The organism is Flavobacterium sp. LK-23, from assembly GCF_058135255.1.
Genome location: NZ_JBYUVT010000004.1, coordinates 245,085 through 262,961, shown reverse-complemented (window position 1 = coordinate 262,961; position 17,877 = coordinate 245,085). Strand labels below are relative to the sequence as shown.

The window sequence follows — 17,877 nt, the reverse complement described above, 5'->3', positions numbered from 1 at the left end:
TTTTAAATGGATTTTTAAAATAAATCTGCTTAATCTGCGAGAAAAAAAATCCGTGTAAATCCGTGTTTTCGCAAAGTGAATCAGTTTTATCCGCATGCTTTAGTGCTTTAATCTTCTTTTCCAATAATAAAATCAAAATGCTCCGTTTTACCTGCTCTTAGATTGCGGATTTCATTTTGAACTAGTTCTTCTAAAGAATCAGCTACGATGTTTCTGTCCCAAGATTCATTTTGGAGCTCTATAATCTGTCCAAATTTTCCTTTTGAAGCGGGATCTGTATCGTAAAGCAAATAATCGCCATTTCTTCCTGTAGCAAACGGAATCCATTTTGGGTTAGCATAATTATTGGTTTGTATTTTTTCGAAATCTATTTCTTGTTCTGGTAAGTCTTCTTCGTCAAATTGCAAATCTTGAATTGAATTCCATTCTTCTGCAATATCTTCAAACGGAATTAAATCATAGCTCCAATTGTTTACTCCAAACTGAAAAACAGCCGTTACTGGGTCATAATCTACATTTTTAACTTTATAAAAATTTACAAGAGCTGGCGGTATAGTAATATTATCTTCAAGCTCCACATGTTCTTGAATATCTTCTTCAGAAATTCCTTGTGTAAGATTGTAATAATCGTTTTTTGTTGAAACAATTTTATTGATTTCCGAAATCCATTCCTGCCATAAGGGCTCAAATAATTTGAATTCGGGGTCAATAGCTGCAGTGATTTTCTTTTCTTTTTCTTCGGAAGCGGAAATGCTCAAAGACGTAATTTTGCCATCTTCTTTATCAAACCAAACACTTATTCCGTTAAGGATAAAGGCACCGCTTCGGTCTCCTTTAAAAAGCTTTACAAGCTGATTTTTGTTGTCTTCGTAGTATTGAAATAATTCTTGTCCGTCAAAAATAAATTCTCCTGCAAAGATGCTTTTTGCGCAATAATCATATTCTCTAACTTCAAATTCAATGGCCAAACTTTCGACTTTGTTTCCTTCTTTAGAAAACGCCATAATGCCAAGTTCATCCCAAGTATAGATATGATTGTATTGTTTTTTTAGATATCTGTAATCTCCTAAAGCTTGTTTTAAAACTGTGATATCAATTGGGAATTCGATGTTTAGGTTATTAATCTGAAAGCCTGTTTTGGATAATTCAAGTTTTGTCATTTTGCTTTTTTGAGGGTTAGATAATCTTTTTGATTACGCGTAGTTTATGGGTGTGTTTGTTTAATTCTGGATTATAGATTCCAGTATGGTCCAAACGGTCAATACGAACTTTTCCACTTGCGTGAATGATGTAATTGTTGTCCATAATGATTCCGACATGGGTAATGTTTCCTTCGTCATTATCAAAGAAAGCCAAATCGCCTGGTTCGCATTCTTCAATAAAGCTTAAAGGATCTCCTTCAAGCGCTTGTTGAGAAGCGTCACGATGAATTTTATAGCCGTTCAATTTATAAACCATTTGAGTAAAACCAGAACAATCAATACCAAAAGGGGTTTTTCCTCCCCATAAATAGGGAGCATTCAAATACATAAAAGCCGTTTTTATTAAAGCGCTTTTAGGTTTGATGCCGCTGGTTTTGGTTCCTTCGAAATCGAAGTTTGAAATATTGATTTCGCTGTTGTTTAAAAAAGATAATGAAGCTCCAAGCGGAATTGGAAGCAATAGATTATTTGGTGCAGTGATATAATCAATTAAATCTGCATTTAAAATAATCGACTCTTTGCTCAAAAGATCAAATTGCTCTTTGGTAATTTCCTGATATTGCTTAGAATCTACCCAGCCTTCATAATCATCAAACTGAATCTTAATTCGTGCCCATTGATTTTTGCGTTCTAAAATTTCGATATGCTCGCCAAACAAAAGTTGTGTGACAATTTCACTTCTGTCGCTGGCTTCAGCTCGAACGGGTACTATGGCTAAATTGCAAATTCCAAACATTTAAGGAAATTTATAAGTTGAAAAATCAGGAGTTGTATTTACTCCTGATTTTTTGTGATATTGTTTTAAGCTCTTTCGATAACAATTGCCGATGCGCCACCGCCGCCGTTGCAAATTGCAGCTGCTCCAGTTTTTGCATTGTTTTGTTCTAAAACATTCAGTAAAGTTACGATTATACGTGCTCCAGAAGCTCCAAGAGGATGCCCTAATGAAACAGCTCCACCGTTTACGTTTACTTTATTGTTATCAAGGTCTAATATTTTTGCATTGGCTAATCCAACAACAGAGAAAGCTTCGTTAAACTCGAAATAATCAACATCTGAGATTGAAATTCCTGCTTTGTCTAAAGCTTTTGGTAATGCTTTTGCTGGACTTGTTGTAAACCATTTTGGTTCTTGTGCAGCATCTGCATAGCCTTTTATGTAAGCTAGAGGTTTTAATCCTAATGCGTTTGCTTTTTCTCCAGACATTAAAACCAAAGCGGCAGCTCCGTCATTAATTGTTGAAGCGTTTGCAGCAGTTACAGTTCCGTCTTTTGTGAAAACTGGTGCTAAAGATGGAATTTTATCTAATTTCACGTTAGTATATTCCTCATCTTTTGAAAATATAACAGGTTCGCCGCGTCTTTGCGGTACTTCAACAGGAACAACTTCATTGTCGAATTTTCCAGCGTCCCACGCTTTTGCACTTCTTTCGTAAGATTGAATTGCAAATGCATCTTGTTCTTCACGGCTGATTTTGTATTCAGATGCACATAAATCAGCACAAACTCCCATTGCGTTGTTGTCGTAAGCATCTGTTAAACCATCTTTCTGCATTCCGTCCAACATAGTTGCAGGACCAAATTTATTTCCGGCACGCATTTGAACGTAGTGAGGAATCAAGCTCATGCTTTCCATTCCGCCCGCAACGACAATTTCGGCGTCACCGCATGCAATTGCTTGCGCAGCAAACATTACAGCTTTCATTCCAGATGCACATACTTTGTTTACCGTTGTAGCAGCAACTTCTTCAGATAATCCGGCAAATAATGCAGCCTGGCGCGCTGGTGCTTGTCCAACTCCGGCCTGGATTACATTCCCCATGAAAACTTCATCGACTAATTTTGGGTCAAGATTAATTTTTGAAAGCGCTCCTTTTATGGCAGCAGCTCCTAATTTTGGTGCAGGTACACTAGATAACCCGCCCATGAAACTTCCGATAGGTGTTCTAACGGCAGAAACGATAACAACTCTTTTGTTCATTTTCTGTTTAATAATAGTTAGTAAGCAAATTTAACGTTTATTTGAATAAATTCAAATTTTGTATTGAATAGGGTTGATTTTAAATTTAAGGTCAAATTTTTGTTAATTCTATTTGTTTGATTGTTAAGTGGTTTTGAAAAAAGATGAAAAAAAACTAAAAAAACTCAAAAAAAAGCTTGTGAGAAAAGGAATGTTGTTATACATTTGCACTCGCAAAACGGAAGCAATTCCACTAGCAAGGAGAGGTGCCAGAGCGGTAATGGAGCAGATTGCTAATCTGTCGACGGGTAACCGTCGCCAGGGTTCGAGTCCCTGTCTCTCCGCTTAAATTTTGCCTCGGGGTGTAGCGTAGCCCGGTTATCGCGCCTGCTTTGGGAGCAGGAGGCCGCAGGTTCGAATCCTGCCACCCCGACTACAATTGAAATAATGGTCGCATAGCTCAGCTGGATAGAGCACCTGCCTTCTAAGCAGGCGGTCGAAGGTTCGAATCCTTCTGCGATCACAAAAAGCTACTCAATCGAGTAGCTTTTTTGTTTTATGTAGATAGTTTTGATTTCTATTCGTAGAAATTTTAAAATAATGGTTCCATAGCTCAGCTGGATAGAGCAACGCACTTCTAATGCGTAGGTCGAAGGTTCGAATCCTTCTGGGATCACAAAAGCCACTCCAATCGAGTGGTTTTTTTGTTTTTGATCCTATTTTGTCTATTTTTAGTTGTTGATGATAAAAAACAAAATGACATGAGAATAGCAATACTAGGAGCTCATTTGGTTGGTAAAACAACATTGGCAGAAAAACTACATGAATCTTTTCCTGATTATGAGTTTTATCCAGAGCCTTATTTTGAACTACAGGAAATGGGCTTTGCTTTTTCTGAAATACCCACTGAAGAAGATTATATGATACAGCTAGAGCATTCTTTAAAGCAAATTGTAAGAAGTAATAGAAACGCTATTTTTGATCGTTCTCCAATTGATCTTTTAGCTTATGCGCTTGCGGTTGACAATACACTAAATTTTTCATCAGTATTTACTAAAATACAAAATGCAATTAAAGAAATTGACGTTTTTGTATGGGTTCCTATTGAAGAACCGGATAGAATTTCTTGTTCAGACTCCAATTTGCCCGAACTGAGATATGAGGTAAATGATCTTCTTGGCGAATTAATTGATGATTTTGAGGTAGAAGTAATTAGAGTTAAAGGAAGTTTATCTGAAAGATTAAATCAAATTCAAAATAAAATAGAAGAGTTAAAGAGATAAAATAAATAAAGACCAAACATTCTTGAACGCTTGGTCTTTTTTCGTTTATAAGATTTGTTTTTAATGCAAATTACTGTTTATCAATAATTGTCAAATTCTTTACGTTTGTAAAAAGTATCATCATTACTTTCAGAAGCAAGGCGCGATTCTTCAGTTGGATAATAAGAATTCAATACTCTTCTTTCGTACTCCCTATCAAAATCATTTTGCCAGTTATATCTGCTTGTTTTTCTAAACGTATCATATCCAATATTGTTTGCCATGACAATTTTAGTGTCTTTATTTATGCTGACAGAACCAATTGGTATAATAATATGGCTGTCTCCATCTTTGTATATAAATTCCTTTCCGTTTTCATTCGCAATTGCATCATGCACTTCATTACGACTGTCTTCTATTAATCCTTTATCAAGATTAACGTCAAGATAAACAACACGTTGCATATCTTTATTAACCCAAAGATTATCAATTTTTCCTATTGTGCGGTTGTCTGCGTCTACAATTTTCCAACCTCTTACGTCTGAATAGTTTGAGGCAACTTTATAATCAGAAAGCTCATCTAATCTGTATAAATTTCTATCTTTATTTTCCATAGTTTCTTAATAATTTGCTGTGCTGTCTACACTAGAATTGTTTTCGATTTCCATTTTGTTTTCATTTCGCACTTGATCATCTCTCAAAAAGACATAATATACAAGAGCTGAGATTAATAGGACTGCTACAATCCACGGCCAAATTGGCTTCTTTTTCTCAATTTTAATTTCTGCCATAACCTTTATTTTTTTTATGAATATTTAATTTTATAATAAAGGTACAAATGGAGATCGCGTTTGAAAGTATTTAATTTCGGATAGAAGTTATACAATTCCCAGTCGTCTAGAAAATTGATTTATAATGTTTTGCAAGCTTAGTTGCTTTAAATGTGTTTTTTGAAACAAGTTTTTCTTACTCTAATTAACCCAATGTTTATGGGAGTTTCTTGCATTCTTAAATTATTTTGAAGTAAATTGCTTGTTCCTTTTTAATTCTAATAACAAACGAAAAAAATTTACTACGCCCCATGAATGAAGAAATAAAATTATACCGAAACGCTAAGAAAACCAGAAACTTACTTTTATATGCTAGCGGAATCAGTATTTTAATAGCAATTATGCTTTTATATGGTATAGGAACTTTTGACGGAGTATTTAAAATAAAACTTTCCATTGCTTCTGGTGCGATTCTTTTAATAATGCTTGTTTTAATATTTAAAATTCTTGCAAGCATAAAAGATAAGTCTCCCTTAATTCAAATAGATTCAAATGGTTTTTCTGGAAGAACCACTCCAGTGGCCAAAGCTTTTGGAAGAATAGAGTGGCAAGATGTTACCGATTTGCAATTGAATAAAGTGGGAGGTGATACTTTGGTTGCTGTTACAATTGATAATGTAACCAAGTATGACGGCCGCGCTTCTAAGTTTCTTTGGAAACTGGCTTTTGATGAACAAAATTCGAAATTGAATATAATGTACTCGGCTTCAGAAATTGATATGAATGAAAAAGCTCTTTATGACTTGTTTGTAAGTAATTGGAAAAAATAAAATCTTAGAAAAATTATTATTAGTGATGGGGTTTATTATTTTTTTTAATTATTAAAATAGCTTAACTTAGTGTAAATGACATCAAATAACTTCAAATTTACACGTTTAATGCATTTTAAATATTTATCAATATTCCTGATTTTAATATCTTTTAAATCCAATTCTCAAATTGTTGAAGAAAAAAAGAATTTTCGAGCAGCAGATTCTTTATTGAAAGAAAATAGTTTTTCGGTTCATAAAGATAATTACTTTTTGACAGGAATTCCTTTAGATGAGCCTATAACCAGAAACTCTGCAGACGTAAAGTATCAAGTTAGTTTCAAACTAAGATTAAATTCTAAGCCTTTATGGGGCGGATTTTTCCCCTACTTAATGTATACCCAAAAAGCTTTTTGGGATATATATGCGAGCTCGAAGCCTTTCTCAGAAATTAACTTTAATCCGGGAGTTGCGATTGTTCGGCCTTTTTATTTAAAAGGAGGGAGATTAACATACGGTTCGATTTCAGTTGAACACGAGTCAAATGGTAGAGACTCCATCTATTCCCGAACATGGAATATGATCGCTTTTTCATTAAAATCTCAAGTTTCGCCAAGATGGATTGTTGGAATAAGAGGCTGGATTCCTATTGTTGATAAAGATGATAATCCAGGATTAACCCAATATGTTGGTTATGGAGAAGCCAGTGCAACTTATCAGATAAAACCGGGACGTTGGAGCGCAGATGTTCTCTTTAGGAAAGGCAGTGGGCTTATTAATTACGGATCTCTGCAGACACAACTTAATTGGCGACCTTATAAAAATGAAAATTATTACGTCACTCTTCAATGGTTTATTGGTTACACGGAAAGTTTAATAGATTATCAGGAACATACTAATATGGTGCGTATAGGTTTTACAATTAAGCCAGAAGGAATGGGCATCTTTTAAATTGCTGTAAATTATTTATTTGAATTTTTTGAGCTGATCAAAACACTGAGAATGGATCGTTTTACCTTGATGGTATTGCTCCAAAGTCATTCCGTATAATTTAATAGAACGATTATATTGGCCATTTTCAATATCTTTTTTTGACTGAAGTGTCTTTTTGCTTTTATTGTTCGTAGAAGACATAATATTGTTGTTAGGATTTATTTGATTTTCCAGATCTTAAATTTATTGAGACGTTAAAAGTTTTATTTTTTCAATTGCTTGTTTGTTTTCATATGCAACTTCTACCAATGCTAATAAAATATCATTTCTAAGTATTGTTTTGTTTCGTACATTTCTAATTAATGCTTTGCTTGGAGCAGGATGCCCTTTTTTGATAATACAAGAGATGGTAAGATCAACATACGTTACAGGTAAATGCTTATCTATAAATTCATAAGCTTTTTTATTGTGAGAATTATCTTCTTTAAAATTGCTATTATTGATTAATTTTGACATATATTTGCTAATTATTAACGGCATGGTTGTTAGTCTGTGTAAATGTAAGAATATTATTATATTTTGTATTCTTTTTAATGTTAAAAAATATATTTTAACTATATTTTGTTTGAATTTTAATGATGATGTATCACGAGAAACTAAGTAAATTCTTTAGGGATAAAGGATTAAAGCAGAAGGAAGTCGGGGCAATTTTAGGATTTAGCCCTGCAATGATTGGAAGGTATTTACATGGAACGGCTAATATAGGTTCTGAATTTATTCTTAGCTTAAGTAAAAACTTTCCAGATGTAGATTTGAATGATCTTTTTGCTCCAGATGAGCAAAATTTGGTTAATGAAGCTGGAGCAGTTTATGAAAAGCAAACTATTTTAAATGATTTACAAGAAATAGAAGGCCGTATTCATGACATTAGACTGCGATTAGCAAACAAAAAGTTTGAGGAATAGTAAATGGTTTCCCAAAAATATCTAACAATTCTAGATTTTACAGTATTAATTTAACCACTCTTTTTAGAGTGGTTTTTTGTTGTGAAATACTTGATTTTTAGTTGAATGTATTCTAAGAGGTTAAGTTTTTTTTTATTAAATTTGGTTAACAATTTCTAGCAGTAACCAATATGGAAAAATTAAAACGACCGGTTTATGTTAAACCAGGAACAGATGATTTTTTTAAAAAGATGCGTTTAGAAGTGAATGAAACGGTCTTAAAAAACTCGTCTTTATATGTATTAAATGTTGTAAAGTCCCTGGGACTTTTAGCAGTATTTTTTTTATTCTATGCCTGTATTTTAATTTTCGGCAACCAGACTCCCTTACTATTTCTTTTTTACATTTTGGCTGGTATTACAATGATTGTTTTATTTATAAATGCTTTTCATGATGCCGCACATGGAGCTTTGTTCAAAAAGCCAAAGCATAATGAATGGTTTTTGTATGTTTTAGAACTCTTTGGGAGTAATCATTGGCTTTGGATGCGACGCCATATAAGTTTGCATCATGCTTATCCAAACGTACCCGATTGGGATGTCGATATCAAACAAAGTGATATTATTAGAATATTCCCAAATAGTCCGTTGTTTAATTACCACAAGTATCAGCACATTTACATGTGGTTTATTTATCCTCTTTATAGCTTAAACTGGCTTTATATTAGAGATTTTAAAGACTTTTTTGGCACGAAGGATAATTATGTAAAAAGAGTAGTCGACAAGATTCCGAGACAAGAAGTTTACAGAATGTTTGCGGCCAAGATTATTAATTTAACTTACCTGCTTTTTGTTCCCATGTTGCTTTTAAGCCAGCCTTGGTATACCGTTCTTTTTGCTTGGCTGTCTATGCATTTATGCGGAAGTGCCATTGGGGTTGTGGCGCTGGTTTCGACCCACGTTGATGAAGATGCTCATTTTCCGGGTACAGATGAAGACGGAAATCTTTCTGATACTTGGGTGGTACATCAAATGATTGTAACTAAAGATTTTAGTACAGAAAGCAAATTGGCTAATTTTTTATATGGCGGATTTACGCATCACGTGGCGCACCATCTTTTCCCGGCGGTTGGCCACACGTATTATCCTTATATTACGCCAATTATAAAACGATATGCAGCAGAATATAATTTGCCTTATACTTCGTACCCATTCTATCATGCCGTTCGTTCTCATTTTAGAATGTTGAAAAACAAAGGGGTAAAAGAAAATATTTTAGTAACAGGAGAGATATAGTTATTGCAAGCTATTTTATAAAAAAAGTCTGGTTCATTATTGAACCAGACTTTTTTTTTGAATTTGCTCCAGAGAAGCGATACTTTTTTAACGTTATGCTTATTTTTTATTTATGATATTTTCCTTTTTAATGTTCAAGTCTTTTAAAAGGTTGCCTTTAATTTCAATGACAAAATTATCTTCTTTAAATACCGTTAGTTTTGATTCGGCAAATTTGTAGACATTAATTTTATTGTTTTTAACATCAATGTACAAATCGTACGAATAATTGCTGCAGTCGTGCTGTTTGCATCCCCAAGCGTGCAATATATTATCTTGTTTTTCAAAAGGAGTTTCGGTATTCCAGTTTGCTACCATTTGATCATAGTCGGTTCCTAATAGTTTTTTTAATCTTGGGGCCAACTTGCTTTTGGTCAAAAACTGAGTTCCGATGACACTTTTATCAGCTAAAGCGTATAAAGAATCATTTGGATTTAAAACGATGCTGTCTTCTTTTAACGCTTCTGTTTTTATTGAAGTAGAATCTGTTTTGGGAATACTTTTAAAGCTTTCTTTTTTGCACGAAACAAAGAGTAAACTGCTCAATATAACTGTCGAAATGTATGTGGCTCTGTAATTCATATAACTGATTTTTTTGAATTAATAATTTAATATACAAAGTCATAATAGTCTAATTTTCATAAAGATATTAAAAATATTTTTTGTTTTAAAAGTAATTTAGGATGGATTTCGGACTCAAAAAACTAATTTTTAGCTTTAAAGAGGAACCATAAGAATCGATTTTTAATATTTTTTGTTTAATTTCAATTTTTTAAATTATTAGGTAATGAATCACACTTTGAAAATTTTAGTTTTTTTTCTTTTCGGAATTAGCTCTTTACAAGCACAAAATGAAGCCTATGTATCTTCATCTGAAACTAAAATCTCAGATACGACTTTTGTAAACCTAAGAGATTATAGCAATGATTTTGTCTATGATATGAAATATGCTACAGAAGATAATTTTCTAAAAACTAAAGTATACGACTGTCCAGAATGTATGCTTCGTTTAAAGACGGTAAAAGCTTTAATTGCGGCCAATAATGATTTTTTGAAGAAAGGATACAGAATCAAATTATTTGACTGTTACAGACCTTTAGATATTCAGAAAAAAATGTGGGAGATTGTGTCGAATCCGACTTATGTCGCAGATCCAAAAAAAGGCTCCATCCACAATAGAGGAGGAGCCGTAGATATTTCTTTGGTTGATATCACAGGAAAAGAAGTGGATATGGGAACTTCTTTTGATTTTTTTGGAATTATGGCCAGTCATAATTTTAAACAGCTTTCAGAAGAAATTCTTTCAAAAAGAGCGTATTTAAAAAATACAATGATTAAAAATGGCTTCAATTCATTTGATTCTGAGTGGTGGCACTATAATTTAAAAGCTGGTTTAAAAGATAAAGTTTCCAATCAAAAATGGAAATGCGATTGATTTTATTTTGAAATAATAAACTAATCAGCAATATTAAAATTATATCTTTCATCTTCTCTTGGATCATTAATTTCATGAAATTGATCTACTTTTAGCAATGAAAACAAAAAGCCATGATTTGGATTTGGATATTTTAATTGCTTTTTTTTTGAAAAGCCTTTAATTGATAAAAGATATTTTCCAGAAGGAACATTGTATTTTAATCCAGAATATAATGTTTCTCCATCTAACGTTTCATATGAAACTTCTTCACCTAAAAATTTATCTTTGTCAAATTGATAAAAACTTCCAATATCTGTAATCCACAATGAACTTCTAATTTCAATATTGAAATTATCATAGTGAATTTTTTGTTGCCATTCGCTATCAAAAGATTCTCCGGAATTTTCTAGTTTGATAAGATATTCTATAGAATCTATTGGTATAAATGGTAACCATATTCCATTCTTAAGCAAAGCTAAATATCTGTTATGGTTATCTTGAAAGTTTTTTAAAAGCTTCTTTGATTTTACTTTTTCATTCTTTAAAAAATCTTCTAAAATATCTATTGAAAACAAACAAATTCCATAACTTGAGATGTCTAAACTTCTATTCATTACCTAATGTTTAATAATTAATAACGTGTTATTATTCGTACGTTTTAACTTTAAAATTAGGCTTTTATTGTTTATAAAATTATTTTAGATTGCGATTGATTACTCAACGCATCTAATATTTTGCATGAAATAAGTATTCGGATTGGTAACCTTTCCTGTTAACTCAGATGTTAACTCTCGTTTTACAACATAATCCTCTATGTTGGTCAAGTATTTTATTCGCATTATAGAAATTGGAGATTTTTTAAGTTCTTCGTAATTGTCTTTCATGAACATAAAAATTCCTGTGTTTACACGATTGTTAAAACCTTTGTCATCACGAATTAAAGTTCCGCAATTTTCTTGATTGATATGCATTAAGGTTACAATTTTTCCGTTTTCTAATTGTAAAAAGATTTTTGAATTTTTATCAAAACAGTTTGCCTTAATAAAATCTTTACTTTTTTGAATAGCCTGAAGATTTAAAGTTGGCAATCCGTCGGTTTGTGCTAATGAAAAGAAAATGTAATCAAAGTTTCCTCCAAAATATTTTTCGCTCATTAAATACTCATTGGTTACTTTATAGCTTCCAATTGAGTCATTTACATTTACACTGTATTCACATGGTTTTTGTGCAAATGCGGCAATAGTCAATAAAAAAAGAGTTAGTGTAATTAGTTGTTTCATTGTATTAGTTTATTTTGGTGCAAATTAAAACTATTTTGTTAGCTTTTACATCAGTTGTAAAAAAACAATACAAATTACCGCCATTTTTTATTTTCCACTTTTTTCTAATATTTTCTACCGTTTCGGGGAAATTGCGAGTCGTAATATTCGCCTGCTGATTTGCAAGCTCACTCTTCATTTCATTTTTGTTGTATGGAATAACTTTTTGAATCTCAAATTTTCTTCCAGGAAAATCTATTAAATCCTCAGAAGTGTATAAATGAGAATGTTTATGAAGTTTATCCATTTGAAAAGTGACGCTTACTTCATCAAAACCACCAGATTTCATAATCGCGGCATTGGGTTCGTAAAGATATTTCTTTGGAAAATCAAAGGATGGATACGAGATTTCATCGCCTAAAATAAACTCAAAAACTTCTGTTTTTTCTTTTAGAATATTAGCAGTTTTTAAAGTTACGTTGCCAGAATAATCTTTATGAATTTCAAAAAGCAGTTCCTTAACTTCGTTTTCGAGCGCTATAATATGAATGTTCTTTACGTTTTTTAATTCTGACAATCCCGCTGAAATATCTAATAACGGCGCTGTTTTAATTAAAATATGATCCGATTTTTCGAAATAAAAATCCAGCAGTTCTGGAACATTTGGAAGACAATCTTTCAGCATAAAAACTTTGCCTTTTCTATCATTTCTTCGGGAAGGATCAATATAAATCCAGTCAAATTTCTGATTGTTTTCTTCTAATAAATGAAGAGAATCTCCAGCATGAAAAGTGCAATTTTCAACTTTTAACTGTTTAAAATTGTGTGAAACAACGGCAGATAATTCTTCGTTTATTTCGCAATGTATTATTGATTTAAAATTTTTCGAAAAATAATAATCATCGACACCAAAACCTCCAGTTAAATCAATTAAAGATTCGCCAGAAATTAAAGAAGCTTTGTAAGCCGCTGTTTTTTCTGAAGAAGTTTGTTCTACAGATATTTTGCTCGGATAAATTATATTTTCCGTAGCAAACCAAGTCGGCAGTTTTTCTTTGGCCTTTGTTCGGGCTTCAATCTGATTTAAAATTAAAATCCAATCCAGCTGTGGAAACGGATTTTTTTGCAATGCCAATTTTGTTACATCTGCACCAGTATTTTGGATTATAAATTCCTGTATTTCTTGATGCAAAATAGAAGTGTTCAATGCTAAATTCTTTCGGTTAATACGGAGACAATTTTATTATTAGGAAAAAATTCTTTTAAAATTACTTTGATCATGGTAAAAACAGGAATGGCTATAATCATACCCACAATTCCAAATGTAATACCGCTGATTAAGATAACCAAGAATATTTCTAATGGGTGCGAATTTACACTTTTTGATGAAATTATAGGCTGGCTAACATTATTGTCGATGGCCTGAACCACTAAAAAGCCAATAATTACATAAATGGTTGTAGGAAGAATTTCTGATTGAAAATCTTTCCCGATCATACTTATCATGGTTAATAGCCCTGCCAAAGTGGTTCCGATAATTGGCCCCAAATACGGTATTATATTTAAAATGGCACATAAGAAGGCGATTACAAAAGCATTTTTATTTCCAAAGATCAGTAACACAATTAAATAAAGAATAAAAACAACGATCAATTGCAATAATAAACCAACAAAATAGCGAGTCAGTAAATGGTTTATTTTAGTAATAGAACTTAAAATTTTATCCTCATTTGAATCTGGTAATATTCTTCTTGCCTGATCTTTAAAGATATCTTGATCTTTAATAAAAAAGAAAGTAATAAAAAAGACAGAAACCAATCCCATTCCCATATTGGCCATAAAATTGATTATCGAATTGATAAATCCTGTAAAATAACTGAAATCTAAAACAGAAGTAAGTTTAGAGTCTTTTATCACTTTATTTAAATCAATATGCTGAATATTAAAGTATTCCTCAAGATGTCTTTCTGCCTCTATAAAATTGGTTTGAAGATGTGCAGTATCTAGCAATGCTAAATTATTGGCTTGCGAAATAATTAAAGGAACAAACAAAAGGATGAAACCTACAATTAGAAATATAAAAAGGATGATGGTGGTGGTGGCCGCCAACGAATTGCTGAATTTTAATTTATTCTTTAAAAATAAAACTAACGGATTCGCAATTAAACATAGTATTAAAGAAATGCACAAGTAAACAATAACAGTTTGTATTTCATATAAAAAATATAAAACGATGCCAATTATTAAGATTGTGGCTAATGCCCTTAAAATTCCGTTTGAAATAGTTTTTGACGTGATCATGCTTAAAATTTAGATTATAAATATAAGGAAAAGCATTTATATTTCTAATCTTCGGGAGTTCTAAAATAATTGGCAAAAAAAAAGGCGAGATGATTTCATCTCGCCTTTAATTAAGTTTTTTTATTATGGTTGTGCAAAAGAGGCTCTAGCTCCTCCAGTCGTAAAAATAGCTGAAATTCTGTTTTTCTGACCTGTTGAAAACATGTACATTGCTGCATCATCAACATAATCCATGTAGTTCATTGTCATTTCTACAGGTGTTCCAGAGCAAGTACTGTAGTGTGGATATGCAGGAACGCCATAGTTTTCCTCATTGTGAGTAGGAGTGTCAGCAACAAGATCGCTTCCGCAAGTTGCATCTCCCCAAATGTGACGTAAATTCATCCAGTGGCCTACTTCGTGTGTGGCAGTTCGTCCTAAATTGAATGGTGCGTTTGCTGCACCAGATAAACCGAAATAACGAGGATCAATTACCACTCCGTCAGTTGCAGAAGAACCTCCAGGAAATTGAGCATATCCTAAAATTCCGCCTCCAATGTTGCAAGACCACATGTTTAATTTTGTAGTTGGAGAAGTAGGAGCAATTCCTCCTTGAGCAGTTTTTTTCATTGCATCATTTGTTCCCCAAGAAGTTTTAGTTGTAGATTTTCTAATAACTTGGTCTAAAACAAAAGTGATTCCAATGTTAGCTTTAACTCCTGAGAATAATGCTGGTACATTATTGTAATCTGAGTTTAAAGCATTAAAATCTTTGTTTAAAACATCAATTTGTGATTGAATTTGTGCGTCCGAAATGTTTTGTGCAGCAGTTCTGTAAAGAACATTCACTACAACTGGGATTTCGATTTTTCCATTTACCAAACGGCCTGTAAAATTTGAACCTGCATGTGTTGCAGTAAAAGTTTCAATTTCGTTCATTCTAATAGCCAATGATGGATCAGCTTTTAATTGCGCTTCTAAAACGTCTTGTGTTGCGCATCCTCTTCTAGAAGCAACACTCGCATCTGGATTAGCAGATTCTGATGATTGGTCATTTTGACAAGCAAATAGCATTAAGGCTACAAATGTGGTAATAATAACTTTTTTCATAATAATTTGGGTTTTTTGTTATAAAATTGTTGATTAGTTAAACATTGCAGCAATTTTATAACAAAAAAATATTGTAGAAAAATATTACAAAGAATATTTTGTCAGAAATTTTACGAACCCTTACAAACACTGATTCCTACAAAATTTAGGTAAAAAATATTAATAAGTTTTTTCTTTCTTTTGTGTTTTTGAAATGCATTTCGTCGTGATTATCTGTCGTTTAACGATAATTTTAAGAAGCAGAAATTTTTGAAAAATCAAAATAATGGTTTCAAAATGAGTTTTTTGAGTTCAAATTTATTTTTTCTTACTCTGTTTTAAATCTTTTTTTGCAGTATAAATATCAAAAGCAATATCTGCTCCATCAATTTCGATGATTCTATCTTTATGAGTCATAATACCTAGAGCATGTTCAGAATCCCAAGAACATGAAAAAAGAAATCCTATATATGGAACATCATCTTTGTATACAGAAGTTATATAAAACGTTGACAACGATAATAAATCAGCAAATCCTTTAATGTCCTTTAAATTTGGCATAAAGTCTTTTTTGTCTTCTTCTGAATAATCGTATATCTCTTGTAATGATGTATATTTCTCTAAAAGAGCAGTTAAAATATTTTCTAAAATTTGTATTTGATTGTCTTTTAAATAATTTATACCATTTAAATGTTTTTTATTGGGCTTACGATAAGTTTCAAAGTCATTTTTTAAAATTTCAAAATAGACTTCTTCATTTTCTTCATTAAAAAATTTTTTCCATTGCTCCAATTCAATGAATAAGCCTTGATCATCATCTTCCTTTTCGTCTTGATTTTGATCTAAATGGCGTGGATTTTCCAAATGCTGATTAAAGAATTCATAACAAAAAGGTGCTCTAGTAAAAATGTAATCTGGATTTTCTGAATAAGATAAATTTAAGTACTCAAGTGCTTTTTCTTCATTTTCACATTCTAAACAACATTGCCCTTTATAATAATTTCTTATATAAACTGGATTTGTTTTAGATGAGGAATGTAAATCGCCAATATTGAGCCATTTCATCATATTTTCAAAATCTTTCGCCCACTTATATTCGTTAGTCATCCTTCCGATTATTATGTAACCTTGATGTATATTATATTTTTCATCATCAGCTTCTTTCCATTTTTCTTCAATAAACTTAATTAGGTCTTGTTTAGTAAGTTTATTGGTTTTTAATAAAAACTTGTCCAAGAAAATACTTATCTCTTCTATTATTCTTACTGCATTTGGCATTTTACTTTTTGCTTTTAAGTTATTAATATGCAAAATTAAAGTAAAGATTTATTGTAGTAAAATATTTACAGTTAAAATATTATAACGAGGTAATCTCATAAAGCGCAATACTCGCAGCTTGAACCACATTCATACTGCTGTTTTTGCCAAACATATTGATATGCACGATTTGATGAGAAAGTTTTAGAAGTTCTTCGGATATTCCGTTGATTTCGCTTCCTATTAAAAGCGCTATTTTTTTATTTTTCGGAATAGAAACTTCTTTTAAAGGTTTGCTATTAGAAGCTATTTCTAGAGCGATAATTTCAAAATCATTATCCAATAGAAAAGATTGAAGTGCAGTAAAATCTTCAATAACAGAATGTGCTACATGAAGATGCGTGCTTCGTGAAGTTTTATTGATTTTACGAGGTGTCAGCGGAATATCTTTTCCGAAAAAGATAATATTTTCAACTCCAAAAGCTTCAGAAATTCGGAACAAAGAACCAATATTCTGCTGAAAGTAAATATGATCGCAAACTAATGTAATGGGAAATGTTTTTCTCTCAAATTGATTTTCTTCGTGAGTCAGCTGCACCTTCTAAAATTTAATTAGTAAAAATATAATTGATAATGTTTGCGCCCATTTTTAAGGCTTTGTCTCTTACGTTTGCAGGGTCATTATGAACTTCGGGATCTTCCCAGCCGTCTCCTAAATCACATTCGTAAGTATAAAGTAAAACAAGCTTATTGTCTATGAAAATTCCAAATGCCTGGGGACGCGTTCCGTCGTGTTCGTGAATTTTCGGCAATCCGTTTGGAAAAGGAAAAGGCTTTTGAAAAATAGGATGATTTGCTGGAATTTCGACTAAACTATTATTTGGGAATATCTTTTTGATTTCTTTTCTAATAAATTGATCCATTCCGTAATTGTCATCAATATGCAGAAAACCGCCAGCAGTAAGATAATTTCTCAAATTTGTTACGTCGGCATCGCTAAAAACTACATTTCCGTGTCCTGTCATGTGTACAAACGGATACGAAAATAAATCTGGATTGCTTGGTTCAACCGTCGAAGGTTTATTTTTGATGCGGGTATTAATATTAGCATTGCAAAAGCTAATTAGGTTAGGCAAAGAAGTAGGATTTGCATACCAATCGCCACCACCGCTGTATTTAAGCAATGCAATTTCTTGTGAAAAAGAAGAGATTGAAAAAAGGAATAATAGGTAAAATATTTTTTTCATGTAAGTTTTAAATATCTTGTTTTCGCATTTTTTGTCATTTCGATGAAGGAGAAATCTTCGCAAGTAACTCCGTAAAGTAAGTTGCCAATCTTTGTCGAGCTTTTAACGAAGATTT

General features: G+C 32.1%; 22 protein-coding genes and 4 tRNA genes. 10 read left to right on the top strand and 16 right to left on the bottom strand.

The annotated features are described in order from the left end of the window. Positions 1–107: 107 nt before the first annotated feature. From AC3Y25_RS08650 to AC3Y25_RS08640, 3 genes are all read right to left on the bottom strand, one after another. Complete coding sequence (locus AC3Y25_RS08650; RefSeq protein ID WP_489902453.1) at positions 108–1,160, bottom strand: SMI1/KNR4 family protein; 1,053 nt, start codon at positions 1,158–1,160, stop codon at positions 108–110. Positions 1,161–1,176: 16 nt separating this feature from the next. After that, positions 1,177–1,938: a C40 family peptidase gene (locus AC3Y25_RS08645; RefSeq protein WP_250836760.1), complete on the bottom strand. Its 762-nt coding sequence runs from the start codon at positions 1,936–1,938 to the stop codon at positions 1,177–1,179. 65 nt (positions 1,939–2,003) lie between these two features. After that, the gene (locus AC3Y25_RS08640) at positions 2,004–3,182 is read right to left on the bottom strand and encodes an acetyl-CoA C-acyltransferase (RefSeq protein ID WP_489902452.1); all 1,179 of its coding nucleotides are present in this window, start codon (positions 3,180–3,182) and stop codon (positions 2,004–2,006) included. 239 nt (positions 3,183–3,421) lie between these two features. Between AC3Y25_RS08640 and AC3Y25_RS08635 the strand changes: the two genes are divergently transcribed. From AC3Y25_RS08635 to AC3Y25_RS08615, 5 genes are all read left to right on the top strand, one after another. Then, positions 3,422–3,505, top strand: a tRNA-Ser gene (locus tag AC3Y25_RS08635). A 14-nt stretch (positions 3,506–3,519) separates the two neighbouring features. Beyond that, positions 3,520–3,594: transfer RNA gene (locus tag AC3Y25_RS08630), tRNA-Pro, on the top strand. Between the two features lie 16 nt (positions 3,595–3,610). Then, positions 3,611–3,684 (top strand) — tRNA-Arg (locus AC3Y25_RS08625). A gap of 79 nt (positions 3,685–3,763) precedes the next feature. Further along, positions 3,764–3,837, top strand: a tRNA-Arg gene (locus AC3Y25_RS08620). Between the two features lie 85 nt (positions 3,838–3,922). Beyond that, entirely contained in the window at positions 3,923–4,444 is a 522-nt protein-coding gene (locus AC3Y25_RS08615) for an ATP/GTP-binding protein (protein WP_489902451.1), read from the top strand. 80 nt (positions 4,445–4,524) lie between these two features. On the opposite strand, the gene AC3Y25_RS08610 is transcribed toward AC3Y25_RS08615, so the two are convergent. Together AC3Y25_RS08610 and AC3Y25_RS08605 are read right to left on the bottom strand one after the other, a co-directional pair. Continuing rightward, complete coding sequence (locus AC3Y25_RS08610) at positions 4,525–5,037, bottom strand: PRC-barrel domain-containing protein (RefSeq protein ID WP_489902450.1); 513 nt, start codon at positions 5,035–5,037, stop codon at positions 4,525–4,527. A 6-nt stretch (positions 5,038–5,043) separates the two neighbouring features. Continuing rightward, entirely contained in the window at positions 5,044–5,214 is a 171-nt protein-coding gene (locus AC3Y25_RS08605; RefSeq protein WP_172426921.1) for a hypothetical protein, read from the bottom strand. A gap of 290 nt (positions 5,215–5,504) precedes the next feature. Between AC3Y25_RS08605 and AC3Y25_RS08600 the strand changes: the two genes are divergently transcribed. Next, positions 5,505–6,023 carry an STM3941 family protein gene (locus AC3Y25_RS08600; protein ID WP_489902449.1) on the top strand — a complete coding sequence of 173 codons (519 nt, stop codon included), beginning with the start codon at positions 5,505–5,507 and terminating at the stop codon, positions 6,021–6,023. Between the two features lie 75 nt (positions 6,024–6,098). Then, positions 6,099–6,953, top strand: coding sequence for a phospholipase A (locus AC3Y25_RS08595; RefSeq protein WP_250836756.1), 855 nt, complete (start codon positions 6,099–6,101; stop codon positions 6,951–6,953). A gap of 15 nt (positions 6,954–6,968) precedes the next feature. On the opposite strand, the gene AC3Y25_RS08590 is transcribed toward AC3Y25_RS08595, so the two are convergent. Both AC3Y25_RS08590 and AC3Y25_RS08585 read right to left on the bottom strand, forming a co-directional pair. After that, positions 6,969–7,136 carry a hypothetical protein gene (locus AC3Y25_RS08590; RefSeq protein WP_379795352.1) on the bottom strand — a complete coding sequence of 56 codons (168 nt, stop codon included), beginning with the start codon at positions 7,134–7,136 and terminating at the stop codon, positions 6,969–6,971. 42 nt (positions 7,137–7,178) lie between these two features. Beyond that, the gene (locus tag AC3Y25_RS08585; RefSeq protein WP_427874597.1) at positions 7,179–7,451 is read right to left on the bottom strand and encodes a hypothetical protein; all 273 of its coding nucleotides are present in this window, start codon (positions 7,449–7,451) and stop codon (positions 7,179–7,181) included. 119 nt (positions 7,452–7,570) lie between these two features. Between AC3Y25_RS08585 and AC3Y25_RS08580 the strand changes: the two genes are divergently transcribed. Beyond that, positions 7,571–7,900: a helix-turn-helix domain-containing protein gene (locus AC3Y25_RS08580; RefSeq protein WP_320492029.1), complete on the top strand. Its 330-nt coding sequence runs from the start codon at positions 7,571–7,573 to the stop codon at positions 7,898–7,900. A 170-nt stretch (positions 7,901–8,070) separates the two neighbouring features. Continuing rightward, a complete protein-coding gene (locus AC3Y25_RS08575; RefSeq protein WP_427874595.1) occupies positions 8,071–9,174 on the top strand; it encodes a fatty acid desaturase family protein in 1,104 nt (367 codons plus the stop codon). A 99-nt stretch (positions 9,175–9,273) separates the two neighbouring features. On the opposite strand, the gene AC3Y25_RS08570 is transcribed toward AC3Y25_RS08575, so the two are convergent. Beyond that, positions 9,274–9,795 carry an Ivy family c-type lysozyme inhibitor gene (locus tag AC3Y25_RS08570; protein WP_427874594.1) on the bottom strand — a complete coding sequence of 174 codons (522 nt, stop codon included), beginning with the start codon at positions 9,793–9,795 and terminating at the stop codon, positions 9,274–9,276. A 205-nt stretch (positions 9,796–10,000) separates the two neighbouring features. Here AC3Y25_RS08570 and AC3Y25_RS08565 point away from each other — a divergent pair, with 205 nt between their 5' ends. Next, positions 10,001–10,648, top strand: a complete 648-nt coding sequence (locus tag AC3Y25_RS08565) for a M15 family metallopeptidase (protein WP_489902448.1) — start codon at positions 10,001–10,003, stop codon at positions 10,646–10,648. A gap of 20 nt (positions 10,649–10,668) precedes the next feature. On the opposite strand, the gene AC3Y25_RS08560 is transcribed toward AC3Y25_RS08565, so the two are convergent. The 8 genes from AC3Y25_RS08560 to AC3Y25_RS08525 all read right to left on the bottom strand — a co-directional run bounded on the left by AC3Y25_RS08560 (position 10,669) and on the right by AC3Y25_RS08525 (position 17,762). After that, entirely contained in the window at positions 10,669–11,244 is a 576-nt protein-coding gene (locus AC3Y25_RS08560; RefSeq protein ID WP_489902447.1) for a hypothetical protein, read from the bottom strand. Positions 11,245–11,343: 99 nt separating this feature from the next. Continuing rightward, a complete protein-coding gene (locus AC3Y25_RS08555; protein WP_489902446.1) occupies positions 11,344–11,910 on the bottom strand; it encodes a hypothetical protein in 567 nt (188 codons plus the stop codon). Positions 11,911–11,914: 4 nt separating this feature from the next. After that, positions 11,915–13,096, bottom strand: coding sequence for a THUMP-like domain-containing protein (locus tag AC3Y25_RS08550; RefSeq protein WP_489902445.1), 1,182 nt, complete (start codon positions 13,094–13,096; stop codon positions 11,915–11,917). Positions 13,097–13,098: 2 nt separating this feature from the next. Beyond that, positions 13,099–14,190 (bottom strand): AI-2E family transporter, encoded by a 1,092-nt coding sequence (locus AC3Y25_RS08545; protein ID WP_489902444.1) that lies wholly within the window; start codon positions 14,188–14,190, stop codon positions 13,099–13,101. A 123-nt stretch (positions 14,191–14,313) separates the two neighbouring features. Beyond that, positions 14,314–15,279 carry a zinc metalloprotease gene (locus AC3Y25_RS08540; protein ID WP_489902443.1) on the bottom strand — a complete coding sequence of 322 codons (966 nt, stop codon included), beginning with the start codon at positions 15,277–15,279 and terminating at the stop codon, positions 14,314–14,316. 297 nt (positions 15,280–15,576) lie between these two features. Further along, positions 15,577–16,536 carry a DUF6985 domain-containing protein gene (locus AC3Y25_RS08535; RefSeq protein ID WP_489902442.1) on the bottom strand — a complete coding sequence of 320 codons (960 nt, stop codon included), beginning with the start codon at positions 16,534–16,536 and terminating at the stop codon, positions 15,577–15,579. 79 nt (positions 16,537–16,615) lie between these two features. Continuing rightward, the gene (locus AC3Y25_RS08530) at positions 16,616–17,113 is read right to left on the bottom strand and encodes a TrmH family RNA methyltransferase (protein ID WP_489902441.1); all 498 of its coding nucleotides are present in this window, start codon (positions 17,111–17,113) and stop codon (positions 16,616–16,618) included. Positions 17,114–17,123: 10 nt separating this feature from the next. Then, positions 17,124–17,762, bottom strand: coding sequence for a DUF4159 domain-containing protein (locus tag AC3Y25_RS08525; RefSeq protein ID WP_248727527.1), 639 nt, complete (start codon positions 17,760–17,762; stop codon positions 17,124–17,126). Positions 17,763–17,877 lie beyond the last annotated feature (115 nt).

Excerpts from the sequence above, each read along its gene's own strand:
- AC3Y25_RS08600 (WP_489902449.1), top strand. The coding sequence starts at position 5,505 with ATGAATGAAGAAATAAAATTATACCGAAACGCTAAGAAAACCAGAAAC.
- AC3Y25_RS08545 (WP_489902444.1), bottom strand. The coding sequence starts at position 14,190 with ATGATCACGTCAAAAACTATTTCAAACGGAATTTTAAGGGCATTAGCC.
- AC3Y25_RS08605 (WP_172426921.1), bottom strand. The coding sequence starts at position 5,214 with ATGGCAGAAATTAAAATTGAGAAAAAGAAGCCAATTTGGCCGTGGATT.
- AC3Y25_RS08525 (WP_248727527.1), bottom strand. The coding sequence starts at position 17,762 with ATGAAAAAAATATTTTACCTATTATTCCTTTTTTCAATCTCTTCTTTT.
- AC3Y25_RS08615 (WP_489902451.1), top strand. The coding sequence starts at position 3,923 with ATGAGAATAGCAATACTAGGAGCTCATTTGGTTGGTAAAACAACATTG.
- AC3Y25_RS08595 (WP_250836756.1), top strand. The coding sequence starts at position 6,099 with ATGACATCAAATAACTTCAAATTTACACGTTTAATGCATTTTAAATAT.
- AC3Y25_RS08580 (WP_320492029.1), top strand. The coding sequence starts at position 7,571 with ATGATGATGTATCACGAGAAACTAAGTAAATTCTTTAGGGATAAAGGA.
- AC3Y25_RS08555 (WP_489902446.1), bottom strand. The coding sequence starts at position 11,910 with ATGAAACAACTAATTACACTAACTCTTTTTTTATTGACTATTGCCGCA.
- AC3Y25_RS08570 (WP_427874594.1), bottom strand. The coding sequence starts at position 9,795 with ATGAATTACAGAGCCACATACATTTCGACAGTTATATTGAGCAGTTTA.
- AC3Y25_RS08610 (WP_489902450.1), bottom strand. The coding sequence starts at position 5,037 with ATGGAAAATAAAGATAGAAATTTATACAGATTAGATGAGCTTTCTGAT.
- AC3Y25_RS08560 (WP_489902447.1), bottom strand. The coding sequence starts at position 11,244 with ATGAATAGAAGTTTAGACATCTCAAGTTATGGAATTTGTTTGTTTTCA.
- AC3Y25_RS08585 (WP_427874597.1), bottom strand. The coding sequence starts at position 7,451 with ATGTCAAAATTAATCAATAATAGCAATTTTAAAGAAGATAATTCTCAC.
- AC3Y25_RS08565 (WP_489902448.1), top strand. The coding sequence starts at position 10,001 with ATGAATCACACTTTGAAAATTTTAGTTTTTTTTCTTTTCGGAATTAGC.
- AC3Y25_RS08535 (WP_489902442.1), bottom strand. The coding sequence starts at position 16,536 with ATGCCAAATGCAGTAAGAATAATAGAAGAGATAAGTATTTTCTTGGAC.
- AC3Y25_RS08645 (WP_250836760.1), bottom strand. The coding sequence starts at position 1,938 with ATGTTTGGAATTTGCAATTTAGCCATAGTACCCGTTCGAGCTGAAGCC.
- AC3Y25_RS08575 (WP_427874595.1), top strand. The coding sequence starts at position 8,071 with ATGGAAAAATTAAAACGACCGGTTTATGTTAAACCAGGAACAGATGAT.
- AC3Y25_RS08590 (WP_379795352.1), bottom strand. The coding sequence starts at position 7,136 with ATGTCTTCTACGAACAATAAAAGCAAAAAGACACTTCAGTCAAAAAAA.
- AC3Y25_RS08650 (WP_489902453.1), bottom strand. The coding sequence starts at position 1,160 with ATGACAAAACTTGAATTATCCAAAACAGGCTTTCAGATTAATAACCTA.
- AC3Y25_RS08540 (WP_489902443.1), bottom strand. The coding sequence starts at position 15,279 with ATGAAAAAAGTTATTATTACCACATTTGTAGCCTTAATGCTATTTGCT.
- AC3Y25_RS08640 (WP_489902452.1), bottom strand. The coding sequence starts at position 3,182 with ATGAACAAAAGAGTTGTTATCGTTTCTGCCGTTAGAACACCTATCGGA.